Source organism: Natronosalvus caseinilyticus (genome assembly GCF_017357105.1).
GTDB classification, from domain to species: domain Archaea; phylum Halobacteriota; class Halobacteria; order Halobacteriales; family Natrialbaceae; genus Natronosalvus; species Natronosalvus caseinilyticus.
In genome coordinates, this window is the sequence record NZ_CP071596.1 from 2214558 (window position 1) to 2239332 (window position 24775).

The following is a 24775-nucleotide window of genomic DNA, read 5'->3' on the forward strand; positions in this document are numbered from 1 at the left end:
TCCGCCGGGGCTACTCGAGCACCCGGCTTCGAAGCCCCTTCGGAACAGCGTTCGCGACCATCGTGCGATCGTAGCGACCGGTCCGCAGGAGGCCGAGACAGAAGCCGCCAGCGACGGCCGCGGCGATCCAGTTGCCGTAGAGGACGTTGATCGAGCCCCACAGGAGCACGAAACTCACCAGGTCGTCCAGGATGAACGGACACTCGCGGACGCGCTCGAGCAGCGGTTCGCGGTCGAAGGCGAGGTCGACGAGAATCACGGCGACGGTCCCCGAGAGGAGCCACCCGACGTAGTTCGAGAGCGGGACGCCGTAGTAGATTCCCGCCTCGAACGCCCAGAAGCCGATGGAGATCGCTGCGGGGTCCAGCACGAGGTCGACGGCGACGACGGCGACGACGGCGGCCGGGAGTCGGATCAGCGGATTCTTCGCTCGACGGCCGAAGACGAGCAGCGTGAGGAGGTAGGCGTTGAGTACGAGTGGAACGAAGAACAGCGGCAAGGCCAGCGGAATCTCCCCGAAGAGCATCGGCCCGAGCGAGATTACGTACTCGAAGTCGCCGTAGGGCCAGCCGGTACGCACGCCCAGCAGTTCGACGCCGTAGGTGTAGCCCGTGAGCAGGCCGAGCCAGCCGAGCGCTCGCCAGCTGACTCGAGGGAGGAGCCCCACCACGAGGGGCGAACGCATCACGAGCATCCCGAAGAGGATCAACAGCGGGTTGTACGCGAAGGGGTCCGGAATTACGCCTTCGGCGCTCCCGACGAGGCTGATCGCGCCCACCAGTGGGAAGATCACAGCGATGGTGAAGCGATTCTCGAGGATGAGCGCCTCGAGGCGACGCTGAATTCGTTCTCTGTCTGCTCGATCTCGGGCCACCTCGGTCCCGCCGTCAGCCATAGAACACCCCCCAGAGTCCGCCCATCGTCAGCGCCATGCCGACGACCGTGTTGATCGCCGGGAACCACCAGTAGGCTCGGGAGACGGCCACGCTCGAGGTCGCTACGCCGAGGACGAAGAGCGGGTAGATGCCGAGCAACAGTCCCAGGCGGTAGTCGAGCGCCCCGAAGGCAAGCGAGGCGGCGAGCCAGCAAGCGGCGCAGTACGCGTACGTGCGCCGTTTCCCCAGCACGGTCGCAGTCGTCCGAATCCCAGCCCGGCGGTCGGGTTCGATGTCGGGAACGGCCGAGAACGTGTGCATACCCATCGCCCAGAGCCAGGTGCCGACCAGCGCGAGTAGCGGCGGCTGAGAGCCGGAGATGGCGGCGTAGGCGGCCGCACCGGGTGCGATGTAGAGCCCGTTCGAGACCGAATCGAGCACCGGCGTCGTCTTGAACCGGAGCGGCGGCGCGCTGTAGCCCGCACCCAGCAGGAGGAACACGGCGATCCAGGGCCACGACGGCGCTGGAAGCCACGGGAACAGGACCAGTGGGACGAGCGCACAGGCGACGACGGCAGCGGGAACGAATCGCTGTCCCTCGTAGCGCGCTTCGCGACCCTCCTTCTTCGGATTCTCGGCGTCGATCTCCCGGTCGTACACGTCGTTGATTCCGTACAGGAAGACGTTCGCCGGGACCAGGAAGTACGCGAACAGGACGAGCGCGGTGAGCGACAGCAGGTCCCCGACGCTCTCGGCGGCGTAAGCGATCCCCACCAGCACCGGCCCGGCGAGATACAGCCAGAACCGGGGTCGAGACAGCGTCACCAGGTACGCGATCGGGTCGAGGAGCGGGCGCTCGCTCGAGGGGCGTCGGTTGGCGGTCACGGTCGCTCACCGGGGAACGATTCCCTCGCTGGCAACGGCGCCGTCGCCACCGAGTGACAGTGTCGGTTCACCACGGTCTGGCTTCGGATCTGGGAGTCGGTCGGTGCCATGGTGGTCGCCTCGAGTCAGCTACCAGCGCCGTCAGCGCCGTCAGTACCGAAATCCTCGAGCACCTTCTCGGCCGTGAGTTCGCCGCTGATGAGACACATCGGAACGCCGATGCCAGGCGTGGTGTACGACCCGGTGAAGTAGAGGCCATCGACTTCCTTCGAGCGGTGTGGCGGCCGAAAGAGGGACGTCTGTCGAAGGGTGTGGGCCATCCCCAGCGCAGTGCCCGCGAAGCTGTTGTACCGGTCGGCGAAGTCCTCAACGCTGAACGTCTCCTCGAGGACGATCCGATCGCGAAGGTCGGTACCGGTGTGCTCGGCGATGTCCGCGAGGATGCGGTCGCGGTACTCCTCCCGGATCTCGGGGGTGTCCTCGAGGCCTGGCGCGATCGGAACGAGCACGAACAGGTTGCTGTGGCCCGCGGGAGCGACGGTCTCGTCGGTCTCGGAGGGGACACAGAGGTAGTAGGCGGGGTCGTCCGGCCAGGCGGGCTCGTCGAAGATCTGTTCGAAGTGGTGCTCCCAGTCCGTCGGGAGCACGAGGGTGTGATGGGCGAGGTCCGGCACGTCACCCTCCACACCGAGGTAGCACAAAAACGCGGAGGGGGCGTAGGTGCGCGACGCCCAGTAGTCGGCGTCGTAGCCGCGCTTCTCGGGCGGGAGCAGGTCCTGTTCCGTGTGGGCGTAGTCGGCGTTGCTGACCACCAGGTCCGCCTCGAGGGGCCCCTTCGGGGTTTCGACGCAGAACGCCCCCTCGCGGCCCTTGATCTCGGTCGCGGGCCGGTTCGTCTCGTAGGTGACGCCGAGTTCGCGCCCGAGGTCGGCGATGCCGTCGATGACCCCGCCGATACCGCCTTCGGGGTACCAGACGCCGAGGTTGAAGTCGACGTGGCTCATCAAATTGTACAGCGCGGGGGTGTTTCGCGGCGATCCGCCGAGGAAGACGAGAGTGTACTGCATTATCTGCTGGAGCTTCGGGTGGTCGAAGTAGTTCTCGACGTGACCCTGCATCGACCCCAGCAACGAGAGGCCGCGGGCCTGGCGGGCCACGTCGAGGTCGAGATAGTCGCGCAGGCGCTCGCGGTCCTCGTAGACGAAGTGTTCCATCCCGACCTCGTAGTTCTCCCTCGATTTCTCGAGGTAGCGCTCTAACGCCTCGCCGGCGCCATCTTCGTAGGATTCGAACACCGCTTTGGTCCGCTCGAGGTCGCGCGTGACGTCCACCCGGTCTCCGTCCTTGAAGAAGATTCGGTAGTGCGGATCGAGGTGCGTGAGGTCGTAGTAGTCGCTCGGCGAGCGGTCGAACGTCGCGAAGAACCGCTCGAACACGTCCGGCATGAGGTACCAGGACGGCCCCATGTCGAAGCGAAAGCCGTCTTTCTCGAGGCGGCTGGCCCGGCCCCCGAGTTGCTCGTTCTTCTCGATGACTCGCACCTCGGCCCCGGCGTCCGCGAGGTAGCACGCCGTCGACAGCCCGCCGATCCCGGCCCCGATCACGACGACCGACTCTCCCGCGAGCGAGTGCATGGTCCCAACGTAGTGTTGGATCGGTGATAAACGTGTGCCTCCCTACGTAGGTATCGCTCGCGAAGGGGGTCTCTCATCGCCGGTTGATGCACTCGAGTAACCGGTCGCCGACACTCGGTGCACTCGAGCAACTATCCAAAGTGAGTCGATACGCTCGAGTAACTGGCCGCCGTGGGGTACGCATGGACGAACGGACGGTCGTCGTCACCGGCGGGACGCGCGGAATCGGTCGAGCGGTCGCCAGGGCCTTCGCGACCGAAGCGTGGACGGTCGTCGTCGGGGCTCGAGACGCCGCCGAACTCGAGGAGACAGTCGCGGACCTCGACTCGGAGACCGACGGGGCCGTCACGGGCCTCCGAACCGACGTTCGCGACGAGTTCGACTGCGAGCGGTTGATGGAGACCGCCTCGATGGCCGGACCGGAGCGCGGGATCGACGTCGTCGTCGCCTGCGCCGGCGTCTATCACGGCGACGCAGGCGAGACGCCGCTCGACGAGGAGTCTTACAGCCGGTTCGACGACCACTGGCGGACGAACGCGCGCGGCGTGTTCGCGGCGATCACGGAAGCCCTGCCGCATTTGCGCGACGGCGCTCGCGTGCTCGTGCCGACGGGTTCGGTCGCCCGTGACGGGAAGCCGGGCTACGGCTCCTACGCCGTCTCGAAAGCGGGTGCCGAGGCGGTTGTTCGCGGGTTCGCCGCCGACACCGACACCGACACCGTCGTCGGCTGTCTCGATCCAGGCCAGATCGCCACCGACCTCACTGGCGGCGAGGGACGGGACCCCGTATCGGTGGCCGAACTCTTCGTCTGGGCGGCGACCGAGTGCGACCCGGACGCGCTCGACGGCGAGGTCGTCGACCTCGCCGACTGGAAACGAGCGACGAGAGACGAGACGACCGGCGGAGTCGACAGGTAGGAAGCGATCGGCGGTCGACGGATAGGAGCGGCCTCGAGACCACAGGTGTTTACGATGCCACGCCGTACGCCCGGTATGACGAGACTGTCGGCGGCCACCCGGTGGATCCGAGCGACCATCAATCGCCAGCGCGAGACGCTCGCGAACGAGGGCACGCTCACCTACCTTCGCACCCGCCCGCAGGCAGCCCTCGGCGCCTTCGGTACACTGTTACTCTCGATGGACTCGAGGCGAATGGACCCCGACGAGGTCCAGGAACGCTGGGCGGAGCGCTCGGGCGTCTACTCGCCGGAGTTCTACGCCGACATGGGGACGACCGGCGGCACGGAATCGATCCGCTCGGTGCTCGACGCGCGCGTCGATCGCGACGCCACGATCCTGGAGGTCGGCTGCAGCGCTGGCCGTCACCTCGAGCACCTCCGCGAGCACGGATACGAGAACCTCCACGGGATCGACCTGAACGAGGACGCCAGCGACGTCATGGCCGAGCGCTATCCCGAGTTAGCCGAGGACGGTACGTTCTACTGGGAACCGCTCGAGGACGTCCTCCCGCGGCTCGAGGACGGCCAGTTCGACGTCGTCTTCTCGGTCGAGGCCCTCCAGCACATCCACCCAGACAACGAGTGGGTCTTCGACGAAATCGCCCGTGTGACCGACAACTTGCTGGTAACGAAGGAGAACGAGCCCGACGGTGACCAGTTGTTGCGGACCACGCAGGTCGAGGACTTTCCGCTCTACTTCAGGCAGTGGAAACCAATCTTCACCGACCTGGGATTCACCCAGCTGGCACGAACCGAAGACAGCGTCGACACGTTGCGAGTGTTTTACCGGAAGAGCGAGCCAGCGGCTGAGACGGGAGTCGACGTCGGCGAACTCGAGGAAGCACTCTGAGCTGTTTCTCCCCTTCCTGACGCTTACCCCTCGAGATCGGCTGCACCGCGTTCTATACGTCCCCCGAGGTCGACCGCACTGGGTCTCTTTCCGTCTCGCTCTTCTGAGGACACCTCGTTAACATACTACCACGTCCGAAACATTTTATTTCACTATCACGAACGGGTACGCATGGACTCGACCGATCGTCCGCTGTTGATGGCGACGCTGGTCTACATCGGTTCGGTTCTCCTCGTCGGGCTTCCCTCGACGGTCGTGCTGTACATGCTGTTGTCTGACCTGCTCGTTGCCCTCGACTACGACCACCTGGTGACCGGCGGGGGCAGCGGCCTCCTGCTGGTGGGCGTCTCGCTGCTCCTGGGCCTCCAGCTCGCCGTCGAGGTTGCCGCGATCCGGTTGGGCGGACTCGAGGCGCTCGGGCGAGGCTCGCGGCGAGTCGCGATGGCTCGATTCCTGCTCCTCACGCTCGGTGTCTTCGCGGTCCTCGCCGGCGCCACCTGGATCGGATTCTCGACGGCGATTGCCGGGTTCGGCTGGGCGGCAGCGATTCTCGGACTCCTCGTCGGGTTCGCCGGCGTCGTCGTCCTCTATCGCGGCGCGAGTGCATTCCTCGCCGGGTTCCGTGGCAGTGATGACTGAAGAAAGGAAACGTGAGTCGGGACGCCGACTCGAGTTTTAACGTACCGACTCAAGCAACAGCTTCTGTTCGACGCGCTTGACCTCGTGTTGGACGTCGCGGACGGCGTCGATGTTGGCCGAAATCGAACTGACGCCCTCGTTGACGAGGAACTGGACCATTTCGGGTTTCGAGCCCGCCTGGCCGCAGATGCTCGTGTCGATGTCGTGCTCGCGGCAGGTCTCGATCACGTCGGCGATCAGGCGCAGGACGGCTGGGTGAAGCTCGTCGAAGCGGTCGGCCACGTTCTCGTTGTTCCGGTCGACCGCGAGCGTGTACTGGGTGAGGTCGTTCGTCCCGAAGGAGGCGAAGTCGATGCCCGTCTCGGCCATGTCGCCGACCGAGAGCGCCGAGGCGGGCGTCTCGATCATCACGCCCCACTTGCGCTTCTCGGGGTCGATGCCGGCTTCCTGCATGAGCCGCCTGGCCTGGAAGACGTCCTCGGCGTCGTTGACCAGCGGGAACATGATCTCGACGTTGTCGTAGCCCATCTCGAACAGGCGACGGAACGCCTCGAGTTCGTAGGCGAAGACGTCCGGGCGGTCGAGGCTGCGGCGGATGCCGCGGTAGCCGAGCATCGGGTTGTGTTCGGCGGGTTCGCCCTCGCCGCCCTCGAGCTCGCGGAACTCGTCGGTCGGGGCGTCGAGGGTGCGGACGCGGACGGGGCGCGGGTAGAACTCGTCGGCGACCGCCCGGATGCCCTCGATGAGTTCGCCGACGTAGGCGTTCTCGCCGTTGTCCTCGATGTACTTCGCGGGCGTCTTGCCGAGCGAGAGGATCATGTGCTCGATGCGCAGCAGGCCGACGCCGTCGGCGCCAGTCGCGGCCGCCCGATTTGCCGCTTCGGGAATCGAGACGTTGACCTTGACCTCCGTGGCCGTCATCGGCTTGACCGGCGACTGTGGCCGAACCTCCTCGACGGGTTCGCGGTCCTCATCGGGTTCGCTCGCCCCTTCGAGGACCGTTCCCTTGTCGCCATCGAGGGTGACGATCTGGCCGTCCTCGAGGACGGTACTCGCGTTCTGGGTGCCGACGATTGCGGGGACGCCGAGTTCCCGCGAGACGATGGCGGCGTGGCTGGTCATGCCGCCTTCGTCGGTGACGATGCCGGAGGCGCGTTTCATCGCCGGCACCATGTCGGGCGTGGTCATTTCGGTGACGATGATGTCGCCCGATTCGACCTTGTCGAGTTCGTCGAGCTTGCGGATGATCCGGACCGCGCCGCTGGCGGTGCCGGGGCTCGAGCCCAGGCCGTCGACGATGACCTCGCCAGTTTTCGAGCCCGAGTCGTCGGATTCGCCACCGGCGACTGCTTGCGAGCCGCTGCCGTCGGTGAGGCCGGTCTCTGCGTCTGCTCCTGCCTGGTCGAGCCCCGAGGTTTCGACGTCGGGTTCGAATCCACCATCGATGGTCGTGATCGGCCGTGACTGGAGCATGTAGATGTCGCCGTCGACCATCGCCCACTCGACGTCCTGGGGCGTGTCGTAGTGCGATTCGACGCGTTCGCCGAGTTCGACCAGTTGCTCGATGTCGGTATCGGAGAGCACCCGCGCGTTCCGGCGGTCCTCGTCGACCTCGCGTTCGACGGTTTCCCCCGTCGCCTCGTCCTTGACGTGCATCACCTTCTTGTCGGCGACGGTGACGTCGATCGAGCCGTCCTCGCGGGAGACGACGTAGTTGTCCGGGGAGACGGCCCCGGAGACGACGGCCTCGCCCAGTCCCCACGCGGCCTCGATGATCATGGTAGGGTCGCCCGTGGATGGGTGGCTCGTGAACATGACGCCCGAGGTCTCGGCATCGACCATCTGCTGGACGACGACGGCGATGTTGACGACGGAGTGGTCGAAGCCCTGTTCCTGTCGGTAGTAGATTGCCCGCTGGGTGAACAGCGAGGCCCAGCACCGGCGGACGCGGTCGAGCAGGTCGTCCCCAGTGATGTTCAGGAACGTCTCCTGTTGGCCGGCGAAGGAGGCGTCCGGGAGGTCCTCGGCCGTCGCCGACGAGCGCACGGCGACGAAGGCTTCCTCGTCACCTCCAATCTCGCGGTAGGACTCGAGGATTTCCTCGCGAAGGGCGTCGGGAAACGGCGTCTCGAGGATGAGTTCCTGGGCGCCGTTGGCCGCGCTCGCGAGCGCGCTCGAATCTTCGACGTCGACGTCGACCACCTCGAACAGTTCCTCGTCGATGCCGGCGCCCTCGATGAAGCGTCGATAGGTCCCGGCGGTGACGACGAACCCGGGTGGGACGGGCAACCCAGCGTCCGTGAGTTCCCCGAGAGAGGCACCTTTGCCGCCGACGGTCTCGATGTCGTCGGCGCTGATCTCGTCCAGCCAGAGTACTGCCATCTGTATCTTCGTGGACACCGCATCGAATAAAGAAGGTTGCGAACAATGCTTGTAATTACCAACTCGAAACCGAATGAACTTCTCGGACGGCGGCGGGTTCGGTCGGACGGGTGAGATAGGCCTATTCCCCCCGCTGACGTCCGTATAGTGCGGTATTTGTGGGTTCATAAGCGACCTTCATCGGTGGATAAATGCGTCCCGCTCCAGTGCAGTCCCGAAGTGACTATACCGCTCGAGTGAGAGTCTCTCGCGTATGGACCTTGCGAAGGTACTCACGCGGACGCTCCAGTATCGGGCGATCGTGACTGGCTCGCTGATCGGCGGGTTCCTGCTCGTCGCGCTCGGACTCATGGTCGGCCTGTCGGGATCGATCGGCGCGTTGTTCTCGGATCCGACCAGTCCGGGGGAGGCGCTCGAGGTGACGAGTCCGGTGATCACCGTGATCCTCGTGCTCCTCGGGATCGCGATCTGGCAGTTCGGCCGAACGTTCGCGCTCCTGTACACCGTCCCGGTGGCCGCGGGCGAGGAAGCCGCCCGCCAGTTCGACCGGCAAACGCTCAAGAGCGACATCCTGCAGGGCCTCGACGGCCGGCTGACGGACCTCGAGGAGGACGTCGCGGAGACCCGCCGGAGCGTCCAGGAGCTCAAGCGCGAGGAACACGCCGCGAGTTTCGACGAGGGGACGGCGCTCGAGTCCGGCACGGGCGACGAACCGTCGGCGCTCGAGTCCGGTTCCTCGACCGGCGGCGCAGGGGGTCGCCCGCTCGACCGTGAGGGGTCTCGAACGAATCAGGGAACGACCTCGAGTTCTCGGTCCGAACCGGGTTCGTCGACCGCTACGGGAGGGTCTGATTCGACAGGATCTGGGTCGACTCGCTCGAGCGACCGTGAACGCGACGAGTCAGGGACGAATCAGGGGTCCGATCCGCTACCCTGAATCGTTCTCTCCTCGCGTCGTTCGTTCTCATTTCTTACGGACGCTGAAACGGCGTCCCGTAGCGGCAGAACCCGTGTACTTGACGGCGATCGATCTCGAGTGTCCCGACTCAACTCCTAAAATGTCCTGTCGAATATTTAAAATTTGAGGGGAACCTGAGAGCGTGCTGCATACAGAGGATGAGTTCAGCACGAGAACTTTGTTGTTTCACAGCGAAATCGGTGAACCATCCGCTCACTACACGTGCGTACTGACCGTTGACTTAGAAGTTGCAGGTGGCTGCCTCCTGTTCTTCGACATCCTTCGCTGTCACAGTACTATCCTCAACCCCGTCTACAATCCATATATCTGCAAAGAGACAGTCTCCTTCTGTCTCTTCCTCGTGGAGTTCAGTGAGATTGGCGACTTGCAACTCGTCTACACCACTGATAACATAATAGAAGTCGTACTCTGCTGGCTTAGACGACCACGTTGGCTCAATCCACACCTCGTTATTCGCCTCGATTTCATTGCTGTCGTGGTACACAAACTCGTTGTCTCTCTCAATCCACAGATCGACTTTCTGTGTTTCATCTGTTGTATTGGCTATCCGAATACTGCCAAGCCGAATACCAGTCTCAGAGTCAGCAGAGATACGTTCCATACAACCCGTTGTCGCCGAAATCCCACAAATAGCAAGGAGGTGACGACGAGTTATCATTGTCATTTGTGATGAGTGTGTTACCACTATATGTTTTTTGGACGTAATTATGCGTATACTTCCTGAACTGATCGGTCACCACCTTTCGTAGATCGGGTCAGATGATGTGCTACACTCGCGCTCTGTATTCAGCACGCGATTCGTACCAATCTCTAAGGGTTTTAACAAAGTCTCTCGAGCCGACACTCAGACCTCGAGTATGTCGTCCGCCTCCGCTGCGGGCACCTGCAACGAGCCGTCCAGGACGGTCACCGCCCGTCCGCCGACCTGCACCTGGTCGCCGACGCGGACGCGGACGAGTCCCGGCCGGTCGACGTAGTGGCCCTGCTCGAGGCGCAGTTCTTCGGGGAAGTCGTCGAACGCGCCGAAGTGCTCGAGGTAGGCGCCGCAGGCACCGCTCGCGGTGCCGGTCACGGGATCCTCCGGAACGCCGGCCCCCGGAACGAACGCTCGGCCGTGGAGGGTCGACTCGGCCTCGAGCGCGTCGAACGTGAACAGGTAGACGCCGGCGGCGTCGACGCGATCGGCGAGCGCCGCCACGGCGGTCGCGTCTGGGTCGGCCCCGCCTACGTCCGAGAGGTAGGTGATCGGGACCTGCAGGAACGGGAGGCCGGTCGAGGAGACCGCCAGCGGGAGGTCCGCGGCGACGCCCTCGAGCCCTGCCTGATTGACCCCGAGTGCGACGGCGACGTCCTCGTACTCGAGGTCGACCTCACGAATCGTCGGGGCGTCCTGGGTCATCCAGACGGTGCCGTCGGCCTCGACGTCGATCTCGAGAACCCCGACGTTCGTTTCGAGGGTCGAGGTTCCGGGCTCGACGTCGCCGTGCTCGGCGAGCCAGGCGAAGCTGGCGATGGTCGCGTGCCCGCAGAGGTCGACCTCCTGGGTGGGGGTGAAGTAGCGGATTTGGCGGTCAGCGTCGTCGCTCTCGAGGAGGAACGCCGTCTCGCTGACGGCCATTTCGTTGGCGATGGCTTGCATCTGCGTCTCCGAGAGGTCGGTCGCGCTCGGGACGACGCCGGCGGGGTTGCCGGCTAGCGGTTCGTCGGTGAACGCGTCGACCTGCAGTACGCGTCTCGTCTCCATGCTGGCGGCGACGGCTGACAGCCAAATGAATCCACCGACGGCTGGATCTCACGAGGAAGTGGACGCCATCGGTCGGACTCTCGGGAAGGTAGACGCCATCCGTCGAACCTCGCGAGGAGGTAGACGCCATCGGCCGACGGCTCGAGGGCGATCGTTTCCGAAGGCGGTCGTATTCAGGGAGTTCGTGTCCGAAGGCACGTACGTTAGCGCGAATCGGTGGGCGCGTCAACAGTCGGATCGCGGTCTCCCTCGACGTCGACTTCGTCGGTTGCAACCGTACCCCCGTCGTGGACGCCGACTGGAGGCAAGTTGACCGCGGCCGCCGGCGAGGCCTCGAGATCTGTCCGTGCCGTCAGCCGATCCAGTTCTCCCTCTTCGCGAGTATCCTGGTCGATGCGCATCGAACAGAACTCGACACCGCACATCGAACAGAAGCGAGCCTCCGTGTAGTTGTCACCGGGGAGCGTCTGGTCGTGGAACGACCGGGCGCGCTCGGGGTCGAGGGCGAGGTCGAACTGGGTCGACCAGTCGAACGCGTACCGGGCCTCCGAGAGGGCATCATCCCAGTCTCGAGCCCCGGGCCGATCGTTCGCGACGTCGGCGGCGTGGGCGGCGATTCGGTAGGCCGCGAGACCGTCTCGGACGTCGTTTTTCTCTGGCAGCCCGAGATGTTCTTTGGGCGTGACGTAACAGAGCATCGCGGCCCCGGCTCTGGCCGCCATCGCCGCCCCGATAGCGCTCGTAATGTGGTCGTATCCCGGCGCGACGTCGGTGACCAGCGGGCCGAGGACGTAAAACGGCGCGCCATCGCAGACGTCCTGCTGGCGCTCGACGTTTTCGGCGATCCGGTCCATCGGGACGTGGCCGGGCCCCTCGACCATGACCTGGACGCCCTGCTCCCAGGCCCGCCGCGTCAGGTGTCCCAGCGTGTCGAGTTCGGCGTACTGCGCCTCGTCGCAGGCGTCGGCCAGCGATCCCGGACGGAGGCTGTCTCCGAGGCTGAACGTCACGTCGTACTCCTCGAAGATGGCACAGATGTCGTCGTAGACCTGATAGAGCGGATTCTGTTCCCCGTGGGCTTCCATCCACTTCGCGAGAATCGAACCTCCTCGCGAGACGATTCCGGTCGTTCGCCCTTCCGTCAGCGGCAGGTGCTCGAGGAGGATTCCCGCGTGAATCGTCATGTAATCGACGCCCTGTCGAGCCTGCTTTTCGATCACCTCGAGCAGCAGCTCGGTCGTCAGGTCTTCAGGCGAACCGGCGCGTTTGACCGCCTCGTACACGGGAACCGTCCCGATCGGCACGGGCGAGTGCTCGATGTTAGCCGCTCGTATGCGATCGAGGTCGCCGCCCGTGCTGAGATCCATCACGGTATCGGCGCCGTAGTGCACGGCCGTGTGAAGCTTCTCGAGTTCGGTCTCGAGGTCGCTCGTCGTCTCGCTGGTGCCGATGTTGGCGTTGACCTTGGTCGCGAACGAGCGGCCGATGATCATCGGATCGAGCGCGCGGTGACCGACGTTCGCTGGAATAACGGCGCGACCGTCGGCGACCGCCTTCCGAACGGTTTCCGGGTCGCGCTGTTCTCGCGCTGCGACTCGTGCCATCGCGTCGGTGACCGTGCCCGATCGGGCGGCCTGTAGTTGCGTCTCTGCCATCGATAACTGGGTAGTACTACTAGATTATAATTCTTTATACAGACCCGAGGCGAACGCCCATTCCCTGTAGAGCGAGAGGAACCCGACAGCAACGTTCTTATCCCCGGAGAGAGTATGAACAATGATAACACATGTACGAGTGTATCCTCGTCCCGACCGACGGCTCGGTCGAGGGCGAGCGTGCAGTCGAGTACGCCATCGACCTCGCCCGACTCCACGACGCGACGGTGCGCGCGATTTACGTGGTCAACGCGGCGAACTATGGCGGGCTGCCGATGGAGACTGCGTGGGATGGGATCACCGACGCACTCCGAGAAGAGGGGGAAGCGGCCGTCGAGCGCGTCGTCGAACTCGCACCCGACGACGTGACCGTCGAGACGCAGGTGCTCGAGGGATCGCCCAGCCGGGTGATCGTCGCCGAGGCGCAACCGGAGAAGTGTGACCTCGTCGTCATGGGGACCCACGGACGCGGCGGCATCGACCGCCTCTTGCTCGGAAGCGTCACCGAACGCGTCGTCAGACGGGCCGGCGTCCCGGTCCTGACCGTTCGCGTCGACGGCGACCGCGACGACGAACTCGAGGGCGTGCAGAACGCCCAGGCGACCGTCGAGTAGCCCGTTCAACGCCGATCACTCGATCGGGCGAAGGTGCTCGCAGTCGCCCGCCGTCACCGTCCGCTCGCCTTCGTCGGTCGCGACCGTGAGCGCGCCGTGCTCGTCGACGTCGACGGCTCGACCGACGAGTTCGGTTCCGGCGACGTCGACCCGAACGCGCTGGCCGGGCGTCGCCGCGAGCTCGCGCCAGGTGGGGATCACCGCGTCCAGATCCGACCGGTACTCGTCGAAGGTCTCGAGCACTCGCTGGACGAACCGGCGTCGGTCGACGGCCCCCGCCTCGTCGCTGATGCTCGTCGCCCCCTCGGGCAGGTCGGCGACCTCGAGGTTGGCGTTGACGCCAATGCCGACGACGAGCCACGCGACGCGGTCTGTTTCGCCCTCCATCTCCGTCAGCACGCCTGCCAGCTTGCGGTAGTCGCCCTCGTCGCCGACCGGCACGATCACGTCGTTGGGCCACTTGATCGCCGCGTCGATGCCCGCCTCTCGAGCGGCCTTAGCTGTAGCGACCGCGGCCGCGAGGGTGTAGAGCGGTGCGCGAGCGGGCGGGATCTCGGGTCGACAGACGATACTGAGCCAGACGCCGCCCGCGGGGGCGTCCCAGACGCGCTCGAGGCGGCCTCGTCCCCCGGTTTGCTCGTCGGCGACCACGACGACGTCGGTCTTGCCGGACCCCGCTAACTCGCGTGCACGGTCGTTCGTGCTGGCGAGCGTCTCGTGGTACTCGACCGCGAACGGTGCCTCGAGACCGTACTCGATCGCCGGCCCGGAGTACGCGTCGATCGAATCGCCGGCCAGGACGTACCCCGATCCGGTGCTCTCGACGTCGAAGCCGGCGTCCCGGAGGGCCTCGACGTGTTTCCAGACGGCCGCGCGCGAGCACTCGAGTTCGGTGGCGAGGTCCGGCCCCGACACGGGGCCATCGGCCAGCGCCTCGAGGACGGCCCGTCGCGTGTCGTTCATGCGTGTGAAGCGGTTCGCGGGATACTTAATCGAGGTGGTCGCGGGTGGCGGTCGGTGTGGTCGCGGGTGGCGGCAGTTTGGTCGGGACGGTTCGTCCGGCCGAGCGTCGAGCGGGACCGATAGGGAGTCTCGGGGGAATTCACAGGTTCCCCACGGAGAACCGGAATACGTCGCTGAAGAGTGGGTCTCGAGCGGTCCAGTTGACTACGAAAATCCCTTTGGACTCGCCTACACCATCGCGAGCACGGTTCCGCTGAGATACGTTCCCGTGGCGATCCCGATACCGGCCCCGAGCCCGGAAAGTACGGCTGATCGCCACGACAGGTCCGTCACTCCGTAGAGACACGCGGCGGCGGGAATCGAACAGAGCCCCGCAGCGAGCGGATCTGGCAGAATTCCGAACAATCCTATCCGGAGAGCGACGAGAAGGAGACCGATTCCGAGGAGGAATGCAGCGATGCGCCCCCACTGATACGTCGCTCGCTGCGTAGCCATTGTATTTATTCTCGAAACCCGAACATATATCTATTGTGTTCGGTCGTCCCCCGCTCGTGAACGCCCGAGGTTGCTCGTGGAACCGAAACTGGTTCGACGACTGATAGAATCGAATTCGCCGATTCACCGATTCGACACCGCCTGGAACCAGACACCGCCGAGACCAGTCGCCCATCGAGACTGATAAACGAACCGTATATTCACCCGTAACTGAATACGGCTGGTATCCCACTCTCGAGTCGACCACGATGGGAGGCGAGTGCGACGGGAACGACGACGTCGGTGGCAGTCGGTTCGGAACCGTGTACCTGGGATCGGACGGACGATTTTACACCAGCTGGGACGTCCTCGAGAAACACCGCTCGGGAACGTGGGAGCCCTGTCTCCGCCACCGATCGGGTCGACGACTGGTTGCCGACGGTGACGCGCTCCTGTCGTTGACGCCGGTCGCTGCCAGCAACGTACCGGACTGGATCGAAATCAGGGTGACGACGGGCCAGCGGGTGAAGACGCGAGCGATCGATACGCGACAGTGACACTGACGCGGTCGCAGACGACTGGGCCCACGTCGGTGTCACACACTTAATAGATGGCGATGTGAATACCAAGTTTCTAGATGGTTTCGTTCAACGCTCCGAGCGTGAAGCGTCGGTCGTTTCTCGCCGGGGTCGGCTCGCTGGGCACGCTGGGAACGCTCAGGTACGCCACGCGCGAGCCGTCGACCGAAATCGAGGTGCGATTCTGGCTGACCGAACGGGCCTCGACGTACGATATTTCCGACCTGCTCACGGCCCACCTCGAGGCCGCCCTCGAGTACGAGTTCTGGGACGTCGACGTCTCCTTCGGCGGCGTGGTGCCCGTCGATTCCGAGGACGGTGCCCGGCCTGTCCGGTCGGGGCGGTGGCCCCTGGCCGTCGGATCGGGGGCGACGGGGGTCGGTTCGGTCGACGCCGCGAAGGACGTCAACCTGCTGGTCACCGACGGGCCGATGCACACGTCGCCGACGGGGTACGCGATTCCACACGTCGCCTCGGTCGGCGGAGCGCGCCACATCGCCGAACTCGAGTCTCCGGACCAGGAAGCGGTCGAACTCCCGTACTCGCGACCCAACCTCACCATCCAGGTCGTGATTCACGAGGTCGGCCACACGCTCGGGCTCCGCCACGAACACGGGCGGACGTACGTCGCCAACGAAGCGACCGTGTCGACGCCGATGATGAGCGCCTACGCGTGGGATTCGTCGTTCGATTCCGACGAATCTCGCTGTGGCCAGGAGTACGCTCTGTCGCCATACCCGGATCGAAAGCTCACGCACCGGTTTTCGCTCTGCGCGGAGTCCACGTTACGCGAATACAAGGGTGGCGTCAATCTGCGGTAGTTGCGGCGACGTCGACCTCCAGTCGTCACTGCGGCATCAATCCCCGATGGTCACCGGGACATTTCTCTACGACCCTCACTCGAATCGCCCCGCCGTCGCGTCGACGAGCCAGTCCAGGAGGTGAGCCACGGCTCGAGGCGATCGAACCCGACACGAGGCGGCCGTCTCCGTCGCTCGTCCGACGGCCACCCCTAGCCCATTCGGACCGAGGCGACGAAAGACCGTCTCGTCGGTCACGTCGTCGCCGACGTACAGGACGAACGGATCCCGCGCTCGCTTCGACCGAAGCAAGGAGACGGCGTCGCCTTTCGTCCAGGGAACGCGCGGACCGAACTCGAGGATGGCCTTGCCGTGGCTGCACTCGAGGTCGCCGTCCCCGACCCGGTCGACGACCGATCGCGTCTCCTGTTCGACGACCGGGATCATCTCCCGCGATACGTGGCGGACGTGGACCGTTCCCGTGAGTCGTTTGTTCTCTATGCGACAGCCGGAGACGCCCTCGAGGCGGTCTTCGAGGACGTCACAGCACCGCTCGACCAGGCGGGATCGCTTCCGCGCGACGGGGTGGACGGCGACCGAGTCGTCCCGCGCGAGTTCGAGGCCGTGATTCCCGCCGTAGACCGACGGTCCGTCGACGCGTCGGGAGACGTCGGCGAGCGAGCGACCGCTGACGATTGCCGTCGTCACGTCCTCGTGGGAATCGAGGCGCTCGAGGGCGCGTTCGGTCGCCGGAAGCGGTCGCGCCCGCGTGGGGTCGTCGACGATGGGGGCCAGCGTGCCGTCGAAGTCGAAACACGCCAGCAGTTCGTCGTGGCGCTCGAGTCCGGTTGCGAGTCGTTCCTGCAGGTCTCGGGTCGTTCGTTGCTGGAGGGACATCGGGAACTCAGAGGGATCGTGACGCGTCGCTCATTCGCCGGTTGACTGATGGAAATCGGGCTGCCTCGATGTGGGCGAACTGCTTGCCCATCCACCACTCGAGGTCGTGTCCGAAGACGTAGTTCCGCAGGGCGGCCATCCGGGTCGTGCGCTCGCTCTTCGGGGCCCCGAGGGCGTCGGCGATCGTTCGCGCGAATCGATCGACGTCCGCCGGGTCGATCGTGAACGCCGGATAGCCGAGCGCGTCCGCCGCTCCCGCGTGCTCGCTGAGAACGAGTGCGCCGTCGCCGTCGATCGAGGACGCGACGTACTCCTGGGCGACGAGATTCATGCCGTCGCGAACCGAACTGACGACCATGAGGTCGGCCTCCCGATAGAGCATGGTGAGGTCGTCTCGGTCGAGATAGTCCTCCGTGTAGACAATCGGTTGCCAGTCGTCGGTGCCGAAGCGCTCGTTGATCCGGTCGACGGTCGACCGAACCTGCCGCCCGAGTCGATCGTAGCTCGGAATCTCCGTCCGACTCGGCGTCGCCTTCTGGAGGAACGTGAACGACTCGCGCCACTCGGGATACCCCTCGAAGAGGCGCTCGAGGGCGGCCAGTCGCTCCGGGATCCCTTTGGTATAGTCAAGGCGGTCGACGCCCAGGCCGACCGCACAGCCGTCGGGGATGGCGTACCGTTCGCGCAGGGAATCCCACCTGTCGTCTCCGATCGTTCGGGCCCGTTCCTCGTAACTGCTCGCATCGACGCCCATCGGCGTCGCGACGATTCGCGTCTCGTGGCCGTCGTACTCGACGGTACGCTCGCGGTAATCGACCGTCGCCGACGGGAGCGTTTCCTCGACGCACTCGAGGAAGGCCGTCCCGTAGCGCTCGACGTGGAAGCCGAACACGTCGGATCCGAGCAGTCCGACGAGGAGTTCACGGGCGTTGGGACAGGCGGCGAACGACGACGGATCCGGCCACGGAATGTGCCAGAACTGAGCGACCGTCGCACCCGCTGGCGCCGCCGCCTGGATCATCGACGGTGCGAGTCCGAGGTGGTAGTCCTGGAGCCAGATCACGGACTCGTCGGTGGCCTCTTCGAGGACGGCGTCGGCGAACTGTCGGTTGACCTGCCGATACCACTCGAGGTCGGTCGGACGGAACTCGAGCAGTTCGGTCATCCCGTGACAGAGCGGCCAGAGGACGCGGTTGCTGTAGCCCGTGTAGTAGCCGTCGACGGCCTCGTCCGAGAGCCAGACCCGCCGCAGCGTGTACTGGTCGTCGCTTTCGGGTGGGACGTCGACGCGGTCGTTTTCGTCGGTGACCGCGCGGTCGGCGCTGCCGTCGCCCCACGCGATCCACGTGCCGCCGGTCGCTCGCATTACGGGGTCGAGTCCGGCGGTCAGGCCGCCGGTCGGTTCGTCGACGGTGACGTCACGCTCGCTCGAGTCGACGTCCGCTCCGTTCGCTTCGTTGTCACCGCTGTCGCCGCTGTCGCCGTGACCGCCATCACCGTCGTCTGCCCACTCGTGACGATACGGCTGCCGATTCGAGACGACGAGCAGCGATTCCGGGGCGTCGAAATCGACGCCACCGTCGGTCACGAGCCGTCGACCGTCGTCCCGTAAATCGTTCGCTTGATTCGACTCCGCCACCGCTACTCGCTCCGTAGATCGCATCTATGAAATTTCCTCGTTTGCCCTACTGTTTCGTTCGCGGCCTGCAGTCACAGGCCATTGATATAGCCCTCCGTGATCCGCCTCCTTCCGGGACATTCACGGTCGATCGAGGCTTGCATCAACCGGCGACCAGCAGTGCCAACCAGTGACCTGGGATCAGCGATCAGCGACCGACACCTCGAGCAACGTTCAAGGGGCTCCCCTCGCATCGTCAGCTATGAACGAGCCGTTCGCCGAACGAGTACGGCGGTGCCAGCGAGGACTCGCCGACCGCGGTGGCGCCGCACTGGTCGCCTCGCCCGGTCCGGCGCTCACCTATCTGACGGGCGTCGAGGAGTCGCCGTCCGAACGTCACTTCCTGGCCGTCGTTCCCCGCGACGGATCGCCGGTCGTGGTCGCACCTGCGATGTACGAGGCGGAACTCGAGGTCGCGCCCATCGATCGGGTCGTCCTCTGGGACGATGGCGACGACCCCGTCGAGGCGCTCGCGAGCGTGTTCGAATCCGCCGGTCTCGAGGCGGGGCCCGGGGGCGGCGAGACGATCTTCCTCGACGACCGCCTCTGGACGACGTTCGCCAAGGACGTCCGCGGCCTGTTTCCCGACGCGACGTACGACCTCGCGAGCGATGTGCTCGAGCCCCTTCGCCTGAAAAAGGATCGAACTGAACGGGCGACCCTCCGACGAGCAGGGGCCCTCGCCGACCGCGTCTCCATGACGCTCCGCGAACGCGGCGAGGCGGTCGTCGGGATGACCGAACGGGAACTCGCCGACGAGATCGATCGGCTGCTCGAGGCCGAGGGCGGCCGCGGTCCCGCGTTCGACACCATCGTCGCCGCGGGTGAGAACGGAGCGCGCCCGCACCACCAGCCCAGCGACCGTCCCATCGAGGCCGGGGAGCCGGTCGTCCTCGACTTCGGCGCGTTCGTCGACGCGGACCTCGAGTCTGCCCAGGCCCGCTATCCCGGCGACCAGACCAGGACGCTGGTATTCGCCGGCGAACCGCCCGAGGGGTATCGGGAGGTACACGAGACTGTCGCCCGCGCCCAGCGGGCGGCGATCGAGCACGTCGAACCCGGCGTCACGGCGGAGTCGGTCGACGCCGTCGCTCGCGAGATTATCGACGACGTAGGGTACGGCGACGCCTTCGTTCACCGCACCGGCCACGGCGTCGGTCTCGAGGTTCACGAACCGCCGTACATCGTCGAGGGGAACGAGCAGACCCTCGAGCCGGGAATGGTCTTCAGCGTCGAGCCGGGAATCTACCTCGAGGGCGAGTTCGGAGTCCGACTCGAGGACCTCGTGGTGGTCACGGAGGACGGCTGCGAGCGGTTGAATACGACGCCGCTGGACTGGGCGTGCGAGGGCGCTCGCCGGTGACAAGAGTTGCACCCGTCCAACTGGGTGCTACTGTGTACCTGAGGACCGTCGGCGAAGGAAGACTGATGGGTGCCTGCAGACCGTCAGCAGAGTAAACGCTGGTTCAGACCGGCTGGAGAACCGGAGACCGTGCTGGCGACTGCTCGGTGGTGAGCGCGTCGACGTCCCGTTCGAGCCGGTGGGCGTAGCGAAGGCGAAGTCGCCGTGCTCGCGCTCGAGACAGCCGAGGTCCATCCTCGAGATCCGTCGAGAGGGGACGATAGGCGGAGGGGTCGAACCCCATCGTCTCGAGGTATCGCTCGACAGTAGGCGCCTCGAGCCCGTAATCGATGGCGTTACTCACGTGCTGTTTCACTCGGTCGAACTCGGGAATCGACACGGTCGACCCCGTAACGTCGCCACGTCCACCGATCTCCACGCATCTGCTCTCGACGAGGCTCAAGATGTCTCGAACGTCTTCGGCGAGTTGCAGGACCTGTCCAGGGAGTGCGACGTCCGGGGCCCGCCATTCGATCGTGTCGAATTCGTCGCGCAACCGAACCGGTGCCCAGATCGTATCCTCCGGCGTAAAGTGCTCGTCGAACGTCTCTCGATCGATGCCTTCGGCAATCGCCTGGCGGCGAAAGTCGTCGAACGTGGCGTCGATCCGGTCGTTCCACTCGCCTACGTCCTCTGCGTAGGGCCACAATCGACCGAGTCGAGGGTGGTCGCCGTAACACGTCCGCCGGTAGACGTGGGGGCGCGCACAGGCAGCCACCTTCTCTCCCTGGTGGTACGTGGAACTCCCGGCGAGCGCAAACGCCGGGTCCAGTGCAGTCAGGAGGTTCAACTGGTCGGCTTCGGCCCCCTCGATCTGGTCGACGTGGAGGTGGGTGCCGGCGCAGTGGGTGGCCTTCTCGAACGCGTCACCGAGAACCTGACGCTGAATCCGCGTCCGAGGCGTCTCGCTCGTGCCGAACGAACCGGCGTTGAGCGGCGTACTGAGCGGGACGAGGTGGCGTCCCTCTTCTCGCCCGACGTCGATCGCTTCCTGGAGTCTGCACGCGACCTCCTCCCGTAGTTCAGGGATGGTGTCGCACGGGTCGGTGACGACCTCGAGCACGGGGTCTGCGCTCTCGGCGTGAAGGTCGTCGATGCGGTCGAGCACCGGTTTTGCAGGTGCGAGTGCACCCGTATCGTCGACGGTCCAGTATTCGAGTTCGAGACTGAGTTTCATAGTGTTGGTGAGTTACTGCACGGTGAGCGGTTTCACATCACAGCGACGACGGCATGGGATCGACCCCGAAAACGGGGATCTGTCGCCGTACGACCGTACAGAAATCAACCGAGTGAGCGGGAAGACCCCTCCTCCAAAGTAATTAGGCCGGATGTGATCTGTCGTGATTACAGATACTTGGCGACTCGAACGTCAGGCCGGCTATCAGTCGTACGCGGTGTCACCGATTCTGGAGGGACGTTCGAACAGAGGTGCAAGTTACTGCTCCCCACGAACAGGGGAACTGCAACGGCGTTCCGAATCGTTCCGTAGTCCAAATCCACAGCGATGCGAGTTCTCTCTCAGCGATTTCCAGGCGTGATTGCGCAGTCTCGGAACGGCGACGACCCGCTCGGCGCTCACCGCTGCCGCTTCGGCGCGCTCGAACAGGTCGTCGGGTTCGACCTCGAGCAATCGCTCGAGACGTACGAACTTACGAGCCAGGTACCCGAGCCTCTCTGCCTGCGAAAGGATCGAATCGACCGGGCAACCATTCGTCGAGCGAGGAAGCTCGTCGACCGCGACTCGAATCGGGCAAACGGACTCGTCAGCAGCCCTCGACGGTCAGCATCCCGTCGACGCGTTGCTCGCCCGCGACAATCGCCCACTCGACGTCGCCCGTCGGGAGGTCGCTCCCGGCGACGGTGAAGGTACTCGAGATGCAGTCCTCGCCCGCAATCTCGACCGTTCCGGACCGGGTGCGATCCTCGACCTCGAGCGTCACGTCGAGTTCGACCGACTCCGCGCCGTCGTTACACAGGGTGACGGTGAAGTCGGCCGACTCTTCGTGAGCGATCGAATCCGGGCCGGTTACCGAGAGATCGATCGACGTCGGTTCCTCGTCACCGGGTTCCTCTTCCGGATCGTCGTCGGCCGGATCGTCTTCGTCGGGGTCTTCCTTGCCGTCGTCAGATTCGTCCTCGGTTCGAAGGGCCAGTAATTCCCCCTCGCGACTGACGTAAACGGTGTTTTCGTCGGCGACGATCGACTCCTCCGTCCCGACCCACTCGCGCTCGTCGAACGCGTACCGCCAGCGTTCCTCGCCGGTCTCGAGGTCGTAGGCGATCACCCGATCCTCGTCGTCTTCGTCGTTGGGCATGTCGGCCGAGTCCGGACCGTACACCGTGAGCACCGTTTCGTCCTCGAGTGCGGGGAGGCTGTGGTATTGATCGAGGGTCCAGACGTGTTCGGCGCTCTCGGAGAGATCGAACGCCGAGAGTGTCCCGTCCCTGCCGAGCGCGAAGTACGTCTCGTCGACGATGGTGTGATCGAGCGTCCTGGACGTACTGGCGACGACCTCCCGGGTGTCCATATCGTAGAGAGAGGTGGCGTCGTAACCGGGGAAGAGGGCGACGTAGCCCGAGCCGGCGATGAGTTGAGTGACCGACTCGTCGTGGTCGACCGTGACCACCGTCTCGCCCGTCTCTGGATCGAGCCCGGCGAACATCCCTGCGCGTCCAGGTGCGTAGGACGAATCGAACACGTAGACGGCATCGTCGGAGACGTCGCCGAACTGCAATTCTTCGGCCGTTTCCGTCCCGTCGTCCGTCTCTACTTCGACGCGCTCGCGCTCCCACCGAATCGAACCGTCTTCGGCGTCGAGCGCGTAAACGGCGTGCTCGCTCGCGGTGTAGACCATGCCGTGACCGACCGCCAGCTCGGGACTGTCGATCTCGCTCTCCCAGCGTACCTCGCCGGTCTCGGCGTCGATTGCCTGGATCGGGTCACCACCCACGTAGAGCGCGTCGCCGTCGATCGAGAGCGTTCGTTCGGCGCCGATGTCGCCCGTCTTCCACTCGCTCGAGCCGTCCTCGGCGTCGAGTGCGGTTACGCCTCCCTGGGCCAGGGTGTAGATGCGGTCGTCGGCGATCACGGTCGAACCGAGGTCGTGCGCCCCGTCGTACCGCCAGGCGATTTCGGTCGGACGTTCGCGATGAGAACCGTCTCCGTCCTCGACGCTATCCTCGTCGCCTTCTCCGTGCTCGTCGGCGAGGACTGACCCGACCGATGCGAGAACTCCGGTTGTCGAAAGCGTTGCGCCTGCTGACAGTACCGTACGGCGGTTCAAACCTGCCATGCCACGGTGATTATTAATTTGTGTTATTATTATCGGACGGATATGACCAGATTGCACGCTCGAGAACTATTTCGTTGTGCTGAACTATCACGCTGTGGAACACTATCGTCGAGAAATGAACGAAAGTGGTCGTCACGGCGCCGACACCGTTTCGGTTGCCGTATGGTCAGTCGTCGATCGAAGCGTATTCGAACAGAGTTCCCGCGAAGGGGATTCTGATACGCTATAGTTTGTATAGTATAGGCGACGCCAGCGTTCAGTTTCGCCGGCGAACGGCGTCCGAACCTCGAGTTCGCTACAGCTCGATCCGCTCGGCGCTCGCTGCCGCCGCTTCAGCACGTTCGAACAGGTCGTCTGGCTCGACCTCGAGCAACCGGTCGAGACGGGCGTTCGTCTCGGCGCGGTCCGGCGCGATCCGGTTACAGCCGGCGTTGATCGTCGAGTCGCGGTAGGTGCCGATCTCGCGGGCCTGCGCGACGATTTCCTGTTTGTCTCGCGTGAGAAGGGGTCGGTGGATCGGCAGTCGCGTCGCACGACTCGTGACGGCGACGTTCTGGGCCGTCTGGCTCGACTTCTGGCCGATTGCCTCGCCGGTGACGATTCCGCTCGCGCCGTGTTCTTCAGCGATCTGCTCGGCGATCCGGTAGAAGAATCGCCGCAGGGAGAGCATCCGCCCCTCTTCCATCGTCTCCGCGAGCAGGGAGACGGTTTCCCCGCCAGGCACGCGGTAGACGCTCAGGTCGACGTTCGGCGCGTACCGCGAGAGCGAGCGGACGGTCTCGATTGCTCGCGCCTCGTGATCCGGGCCGCCGTAGTCGCCCAGTGCGACGTAGACCGGGATCACCGGCGAGCCTCGACGCATCATCTCGTAAGCCGCGACGGGGGAGTCGATACCGCCGCTGACGAGCGCCACCATCGGCGCCTGCGATCGAAGGGGCAGGCCGCCCGGCCCCTCGAGGCGCTCGAGGTAGACGTAGGCCGCCTCGTCGCGAACCTCGACGCCGAAGGTGAGGTCGGGGTCCTCGAGGTCGACCTCGGGTTCGAACTCGTCCTCGACGGCCTCCCAGACCGCGGTGCCACCCTGTCGGGCGACGTCCTCGCTCGTAAACGGCAGGCGCTTGTCCGCGCGGGTGGCGTCGACGGCGAAACTGCCGCCGTCGTAACGGGCGTGAGCGGTCTCGGCGAGCGCGTCGCAGATCGTCTCGAGGTCGGCCTCGACGACGATTGCGGGGCTGGTCGAGACGACCCCGAAGACGTCGGCGGCCGCGGCGGCCGCAGCCTCCACGGCGTCCTCGGTGGTGTGAATCAGCGGCCGGTTCCAGTTGCCCTCCACGTCGCCGGTCACCGAGCGGTCCGCGAGGACGGCCTCGAGGTTCTCGAGCAGGAAGTCGAGCATGTACCGCTTGACGGTGTTGCTCTTCGTGTTGAGGTCCCCGTGTCGGACGAGGACGGTGTCGGCGCCGGGCGGGTGCATG

The 24775-nt window shown here is 65.2% G+C and carries 22 protein-coding genes; 8 read left to right on the forward strand and 14 right to left on the reverse strand.

Translation table 11 applies throughout. The features are described 5' to 3' along the window. Positions 1–10 precede the first annotated feature (10 nt). From cruF to J1N60_RS10690, 3 genes are all read right to left on the reverse strand, one after another. Positions 11–895, reverse strand: coding sequence for a bisanhydrobacterioruberin hydratase (cruF, locus tag J1N60_RS10680; RefSeq protein ID WP_312907308.1), 885 nt, complete (start codon positions 893–895; stop codon positions 11–13). After that, positions 888–1760: a prenyltransferase gene (locus tag J1N60_RS10685; protein WP_312907310.1), complete on the reverse strand. Its 873-nt coding sequence runs from the start codon at positions 1758–1760 to the stop codon at positions 888–890. The genes cruF and J1N60_RS10685 overlap by 8 nt, the downstream gene beginning before the upstream one ends. A gap of 125 nt (positions 1761–1885) precedes the next feature. Then, positions 1886–3394 carry a phytoene desaturase family protein gene (locus J1N60_RS10690; protein ID WP_312907312.1) on the reverse strand — a complete coding sequence of 503 codons (1509 nt, stop codon included), beginning with the start codon at positions 3392–3394 and terminating at the stop codon, positions 1886–1888. Between the two features lie 182 nt (positions 3395–3576). Between J1N60_RS10690 and J1N60_RS10695 the strand changes: the two genes are divergently transcribed. The 3 genes from J1N60_RS10695 to J1N60_RS10705 all read left to right on the forward strand — a co-directional run bounded on the left by J1N60_RS10695 (position 3577) and on the right by J1N60_RS10705 (position 5841). Continuing rightward, positions 3577–4311 (forward strand): SDR family NAD(P)-dependent oxidoreductase, encoded by a 735-nt coding sequence (locus J1N60_RS10695; RefSeq protein WP_312907314.1) that lies wholly within the window; start codon positions 3577–3579, stop codon positions 4309–4311. 234 nt (positions 4312–4545) lie between these two features. Beyond that, positions 4546–5202 carry a class I SAM-dependent methyltransferase gene (locus tag J1N60_RS10700; protein WP_425499352.1) on the forward strand — a complete coding sequence of 219 codons (657 nt, stop codon included), beginning with the start codon at positions 4546–4548 and terminating at the stop codon, positions 5200–5202. 171 nt (positions 5203–5373) lie between these two features. Then, complete coding sequence (locus J1N60_RS10705; protein WP_312907318.1) at positions 5374–5841, forward strand: hypothetical protein; 468 nt, start codon at positions 5374–5376, stop codon at positions 5839–5841. A 36-nt stretch (positions 5842–5877) separates the two neighbouring features. Here the strand turns inward: J1N60_RS10705 and ppsA are convergent, their stop codons facing one another. Next, positions 5878–8223 carry a phosphoenolpyruvate synthase gene (gene ppsA, locus J1N60_RS10710; RefSeq protein WP_312907320.1) on the reverse strand — a complete coding sequence of 782 codons (2346 nt, stop codon included), beginning with the start codon at positions 8221–8223 and terminating at the stop codon, positions 5878–5880. 253 nt (positions 8224–8476) lie between these two features. On the opposite strand from ppsA, the gene J1N60_RS10715 reads away from it, so the two are divergent. Continuing rightward, positions 8477–9160, forward strand: a complete 684-nt coding sequence (locus J1N60_RS10715) for a hypothetical protein (RefSeq protein WP_312907322.1) — start codon at positions 8477–8479, stop codon at positions 9158–9160. Positions 9161–9422: 262 nt separating this feature from the next. On the opposite strand, the gene J1N60_RS10720 is transcribed toward J1N60_RS10715, so the two are convergent. The 3 genes from J1N60_RS10720 to thiC form a co-directional block, all read right to left on the reverse strand. Next, entirely contained in the window at positions 9423–9803 is a 381-nt protein-coding gene (locus J1N60_RS10720) for a hypothetical protein (RefSeq protein WP_312907323.1), read from the reverse strand. A gap of 243 nt (positions 9804–10046) precedes the next feature. Continuing rightward, positions 10047–10946, reverse strand: a complete 900-nt coding sequence (locus J1N60_RS10725; protein WP_312907324.1) for a PhzF family phenazine biosynthesis protein — start codon at positions 10944–10946, stop codon at positions 10047–10049. A gap of 203 nt (positions 10947–11149) precedes the next feature. Continuing rightward, positions 11150–12601, reverse strand: a complete 1452-nt coding sequence (gene thiC, locus J1N60_RS10730) for a phosphomethylpyrimidine synthase ThiC (protein WP_312907325.1) — start codon at positions 12599–12601, stop codon at positions 11150–11152. 131 nt (positions 12602–12732) lie between these two features. Between thiC and J1N60_RS10735 the strand changes: the two genes are divergently transcribed. Continuing rightward, complete coding sequence (locus tag J1N60_RS10735) at positions 12733–13215, forward strand: universal stress protein (RefSeq protein ID WP_254155928.1); 483 nt, start codon at positions 12733–12735, stop codon at positions 13213–13215. 15 nt (positions 13216–13230) lie between these two features. Here the strand turns inward: J1N60_RS10735 and J1N60_RS10740 are convergent, their stop codons facing one another. Together J1N60_RS10740 and J1N60_RS10745 are read right to left on the reverse strand one after the other, a co-directional pair. Then, a complete protein-coding gene (locus J1N60_RS10740; protein ID WP_312907330.1) occupies positions 13231–14178 on the reverse strand; it encodes a biotin--[acetyl-CoA-carboxylase] ligase in 948 nt (315 codons plus the stop codon). Between the two features lie 228 nt (positions 14179–14406). After that, positions 14407–14673 carry a hypothetical protein gene (locus J1N60_RS10745; RefSeq protein WP_312907331.1) on the reverse strand — a complete coding sequence of 89 codons (267 nt, stop codon included), beginning with the start codon at positions 14671–14673 and terminating at the stop codon, positions 14407–14409. Between the two features lie 248 nt (positions 14674–14921). Here J1N60_RS10745 and J1N60_RS10750 point away from each other — a divergent pair, with 248 nt between their 5' ends. Together J1N60_RS10750 and J1N60_RS10755 are read left to right on the forward strand one after the other, a co-directional pair. Next, positions 14922–15209: a hypothetical protein gene (locus tag J1N60_RS10750; protein ID WP_312907333.1), complete on the forward strand. Its 288-nt coding sequence runs from the start codon at positions 14922–14924 to the stop codon at positions 15207–15209. An 80-nt stretch (positions 15210–15289) separates the two neighbouring features. Beyond that, positions 15290–16051 carry a zinc metalloprotease gene (locus J1N60_RS10755; protein WP_312907334.1) on the forward strand — a complete coding sequence of 254 codons (762 nt, stop codon included), beginning with the start codon at positions 15290–15292 and terminating at the stop codon, positions 16049–16051. 75 nt (positions 16052–16126) lie between these two features. On the opposite strand, the gene otsB is transcribed toward J1N60_RS10755, so the two are convergent. Together otsB and J1N60_RS10765 are read right to left on the reverse strand one after the other, a co-directional pair. Then, on the reverse strand, positions 16127–16927 hold the full coding sequence (otsB, locus tag J1N60_RS10760) for a trehalose-phosphatase (RefSeq protein WP_312907335.1): 801 nt from the start codon (positions 16925–16927) through the stop codon (positions 16127–16129). Between the two features lie 7 nt (positions 16928–16934). After that, positions 16935–18590: an alpha,alpha-trehalose-phosphate synthase (UDP-forming) gene (locus J1N60_RS10765; RefSeq protein WP_312907336.1), complete on the reverse strand. Its 1656-nt coding sequence runs from the start codon at positions 18588–18590 to the stop codon at positions 16935–16937. 217 nt (positions 18591–18807) lie between these two features. Here J1N60_RS10765 and J1N60_RS10770 point away from each other — a divergent pair, with 217 nt between their 5' ends. Beyond that, positions 18808–19968: an aminopeptidase P family protein gene (locus tag J1N60_RS10770; RefSeq protein WP_312907337.1), complete on the forward strand. Its 1161-nt coding sequence runs from the start codon at positions 18808–18810 to the stop codon at positions 19966–19968. Positions 19969–20071: 103 nt separating this feature from the next. On the opposite strand, the gene J1N60_RS10775 is transcribed toward J1N60_RS10770, so the two are convergent. The 3 genes from J1N60_RS10775 to J1N60_RS10785 all read right to left on the reverse strand — a co-directional run bounded on the left by J1N60_RS10775 (position 20072) and on the right by J1N60_RS10785 (position 24774). Continuing rightward, complete coding sequence (locus J1N60_RS10775) at positions 20072–21184, reverse strand: glutamate-cysteine ligase family protein (RefSeq protein ID WP_312907338.1); 1113 nt, start codon at positions 21182–21184, stop codon at positions 20072–20074. 586 nt (positions 21185–21770) lie between these two features. Then, positions 21771–23291, reverse strand: coding sequence for an outer membrane protein assembly factor BamB family protein (locus J1N60_RS10780; protein WP_312907340.1), 1521 nt, complete (start codon positions 23289–23291; stop codon positions 21771–21773). Between the two features lie 304 nt (positions 23292–23595). After that, positions 23596–24774, reverse strand: coding sequence for a tRNA sulfurtransferase (locus J1N60_RS10785; RefSeq protein WP_312907341.1), 1179 nt, complete (start codon positions 24772–24774; stop codon positions 23596–23598). Position 24775 lies beyond the last annotated feature (1 nt).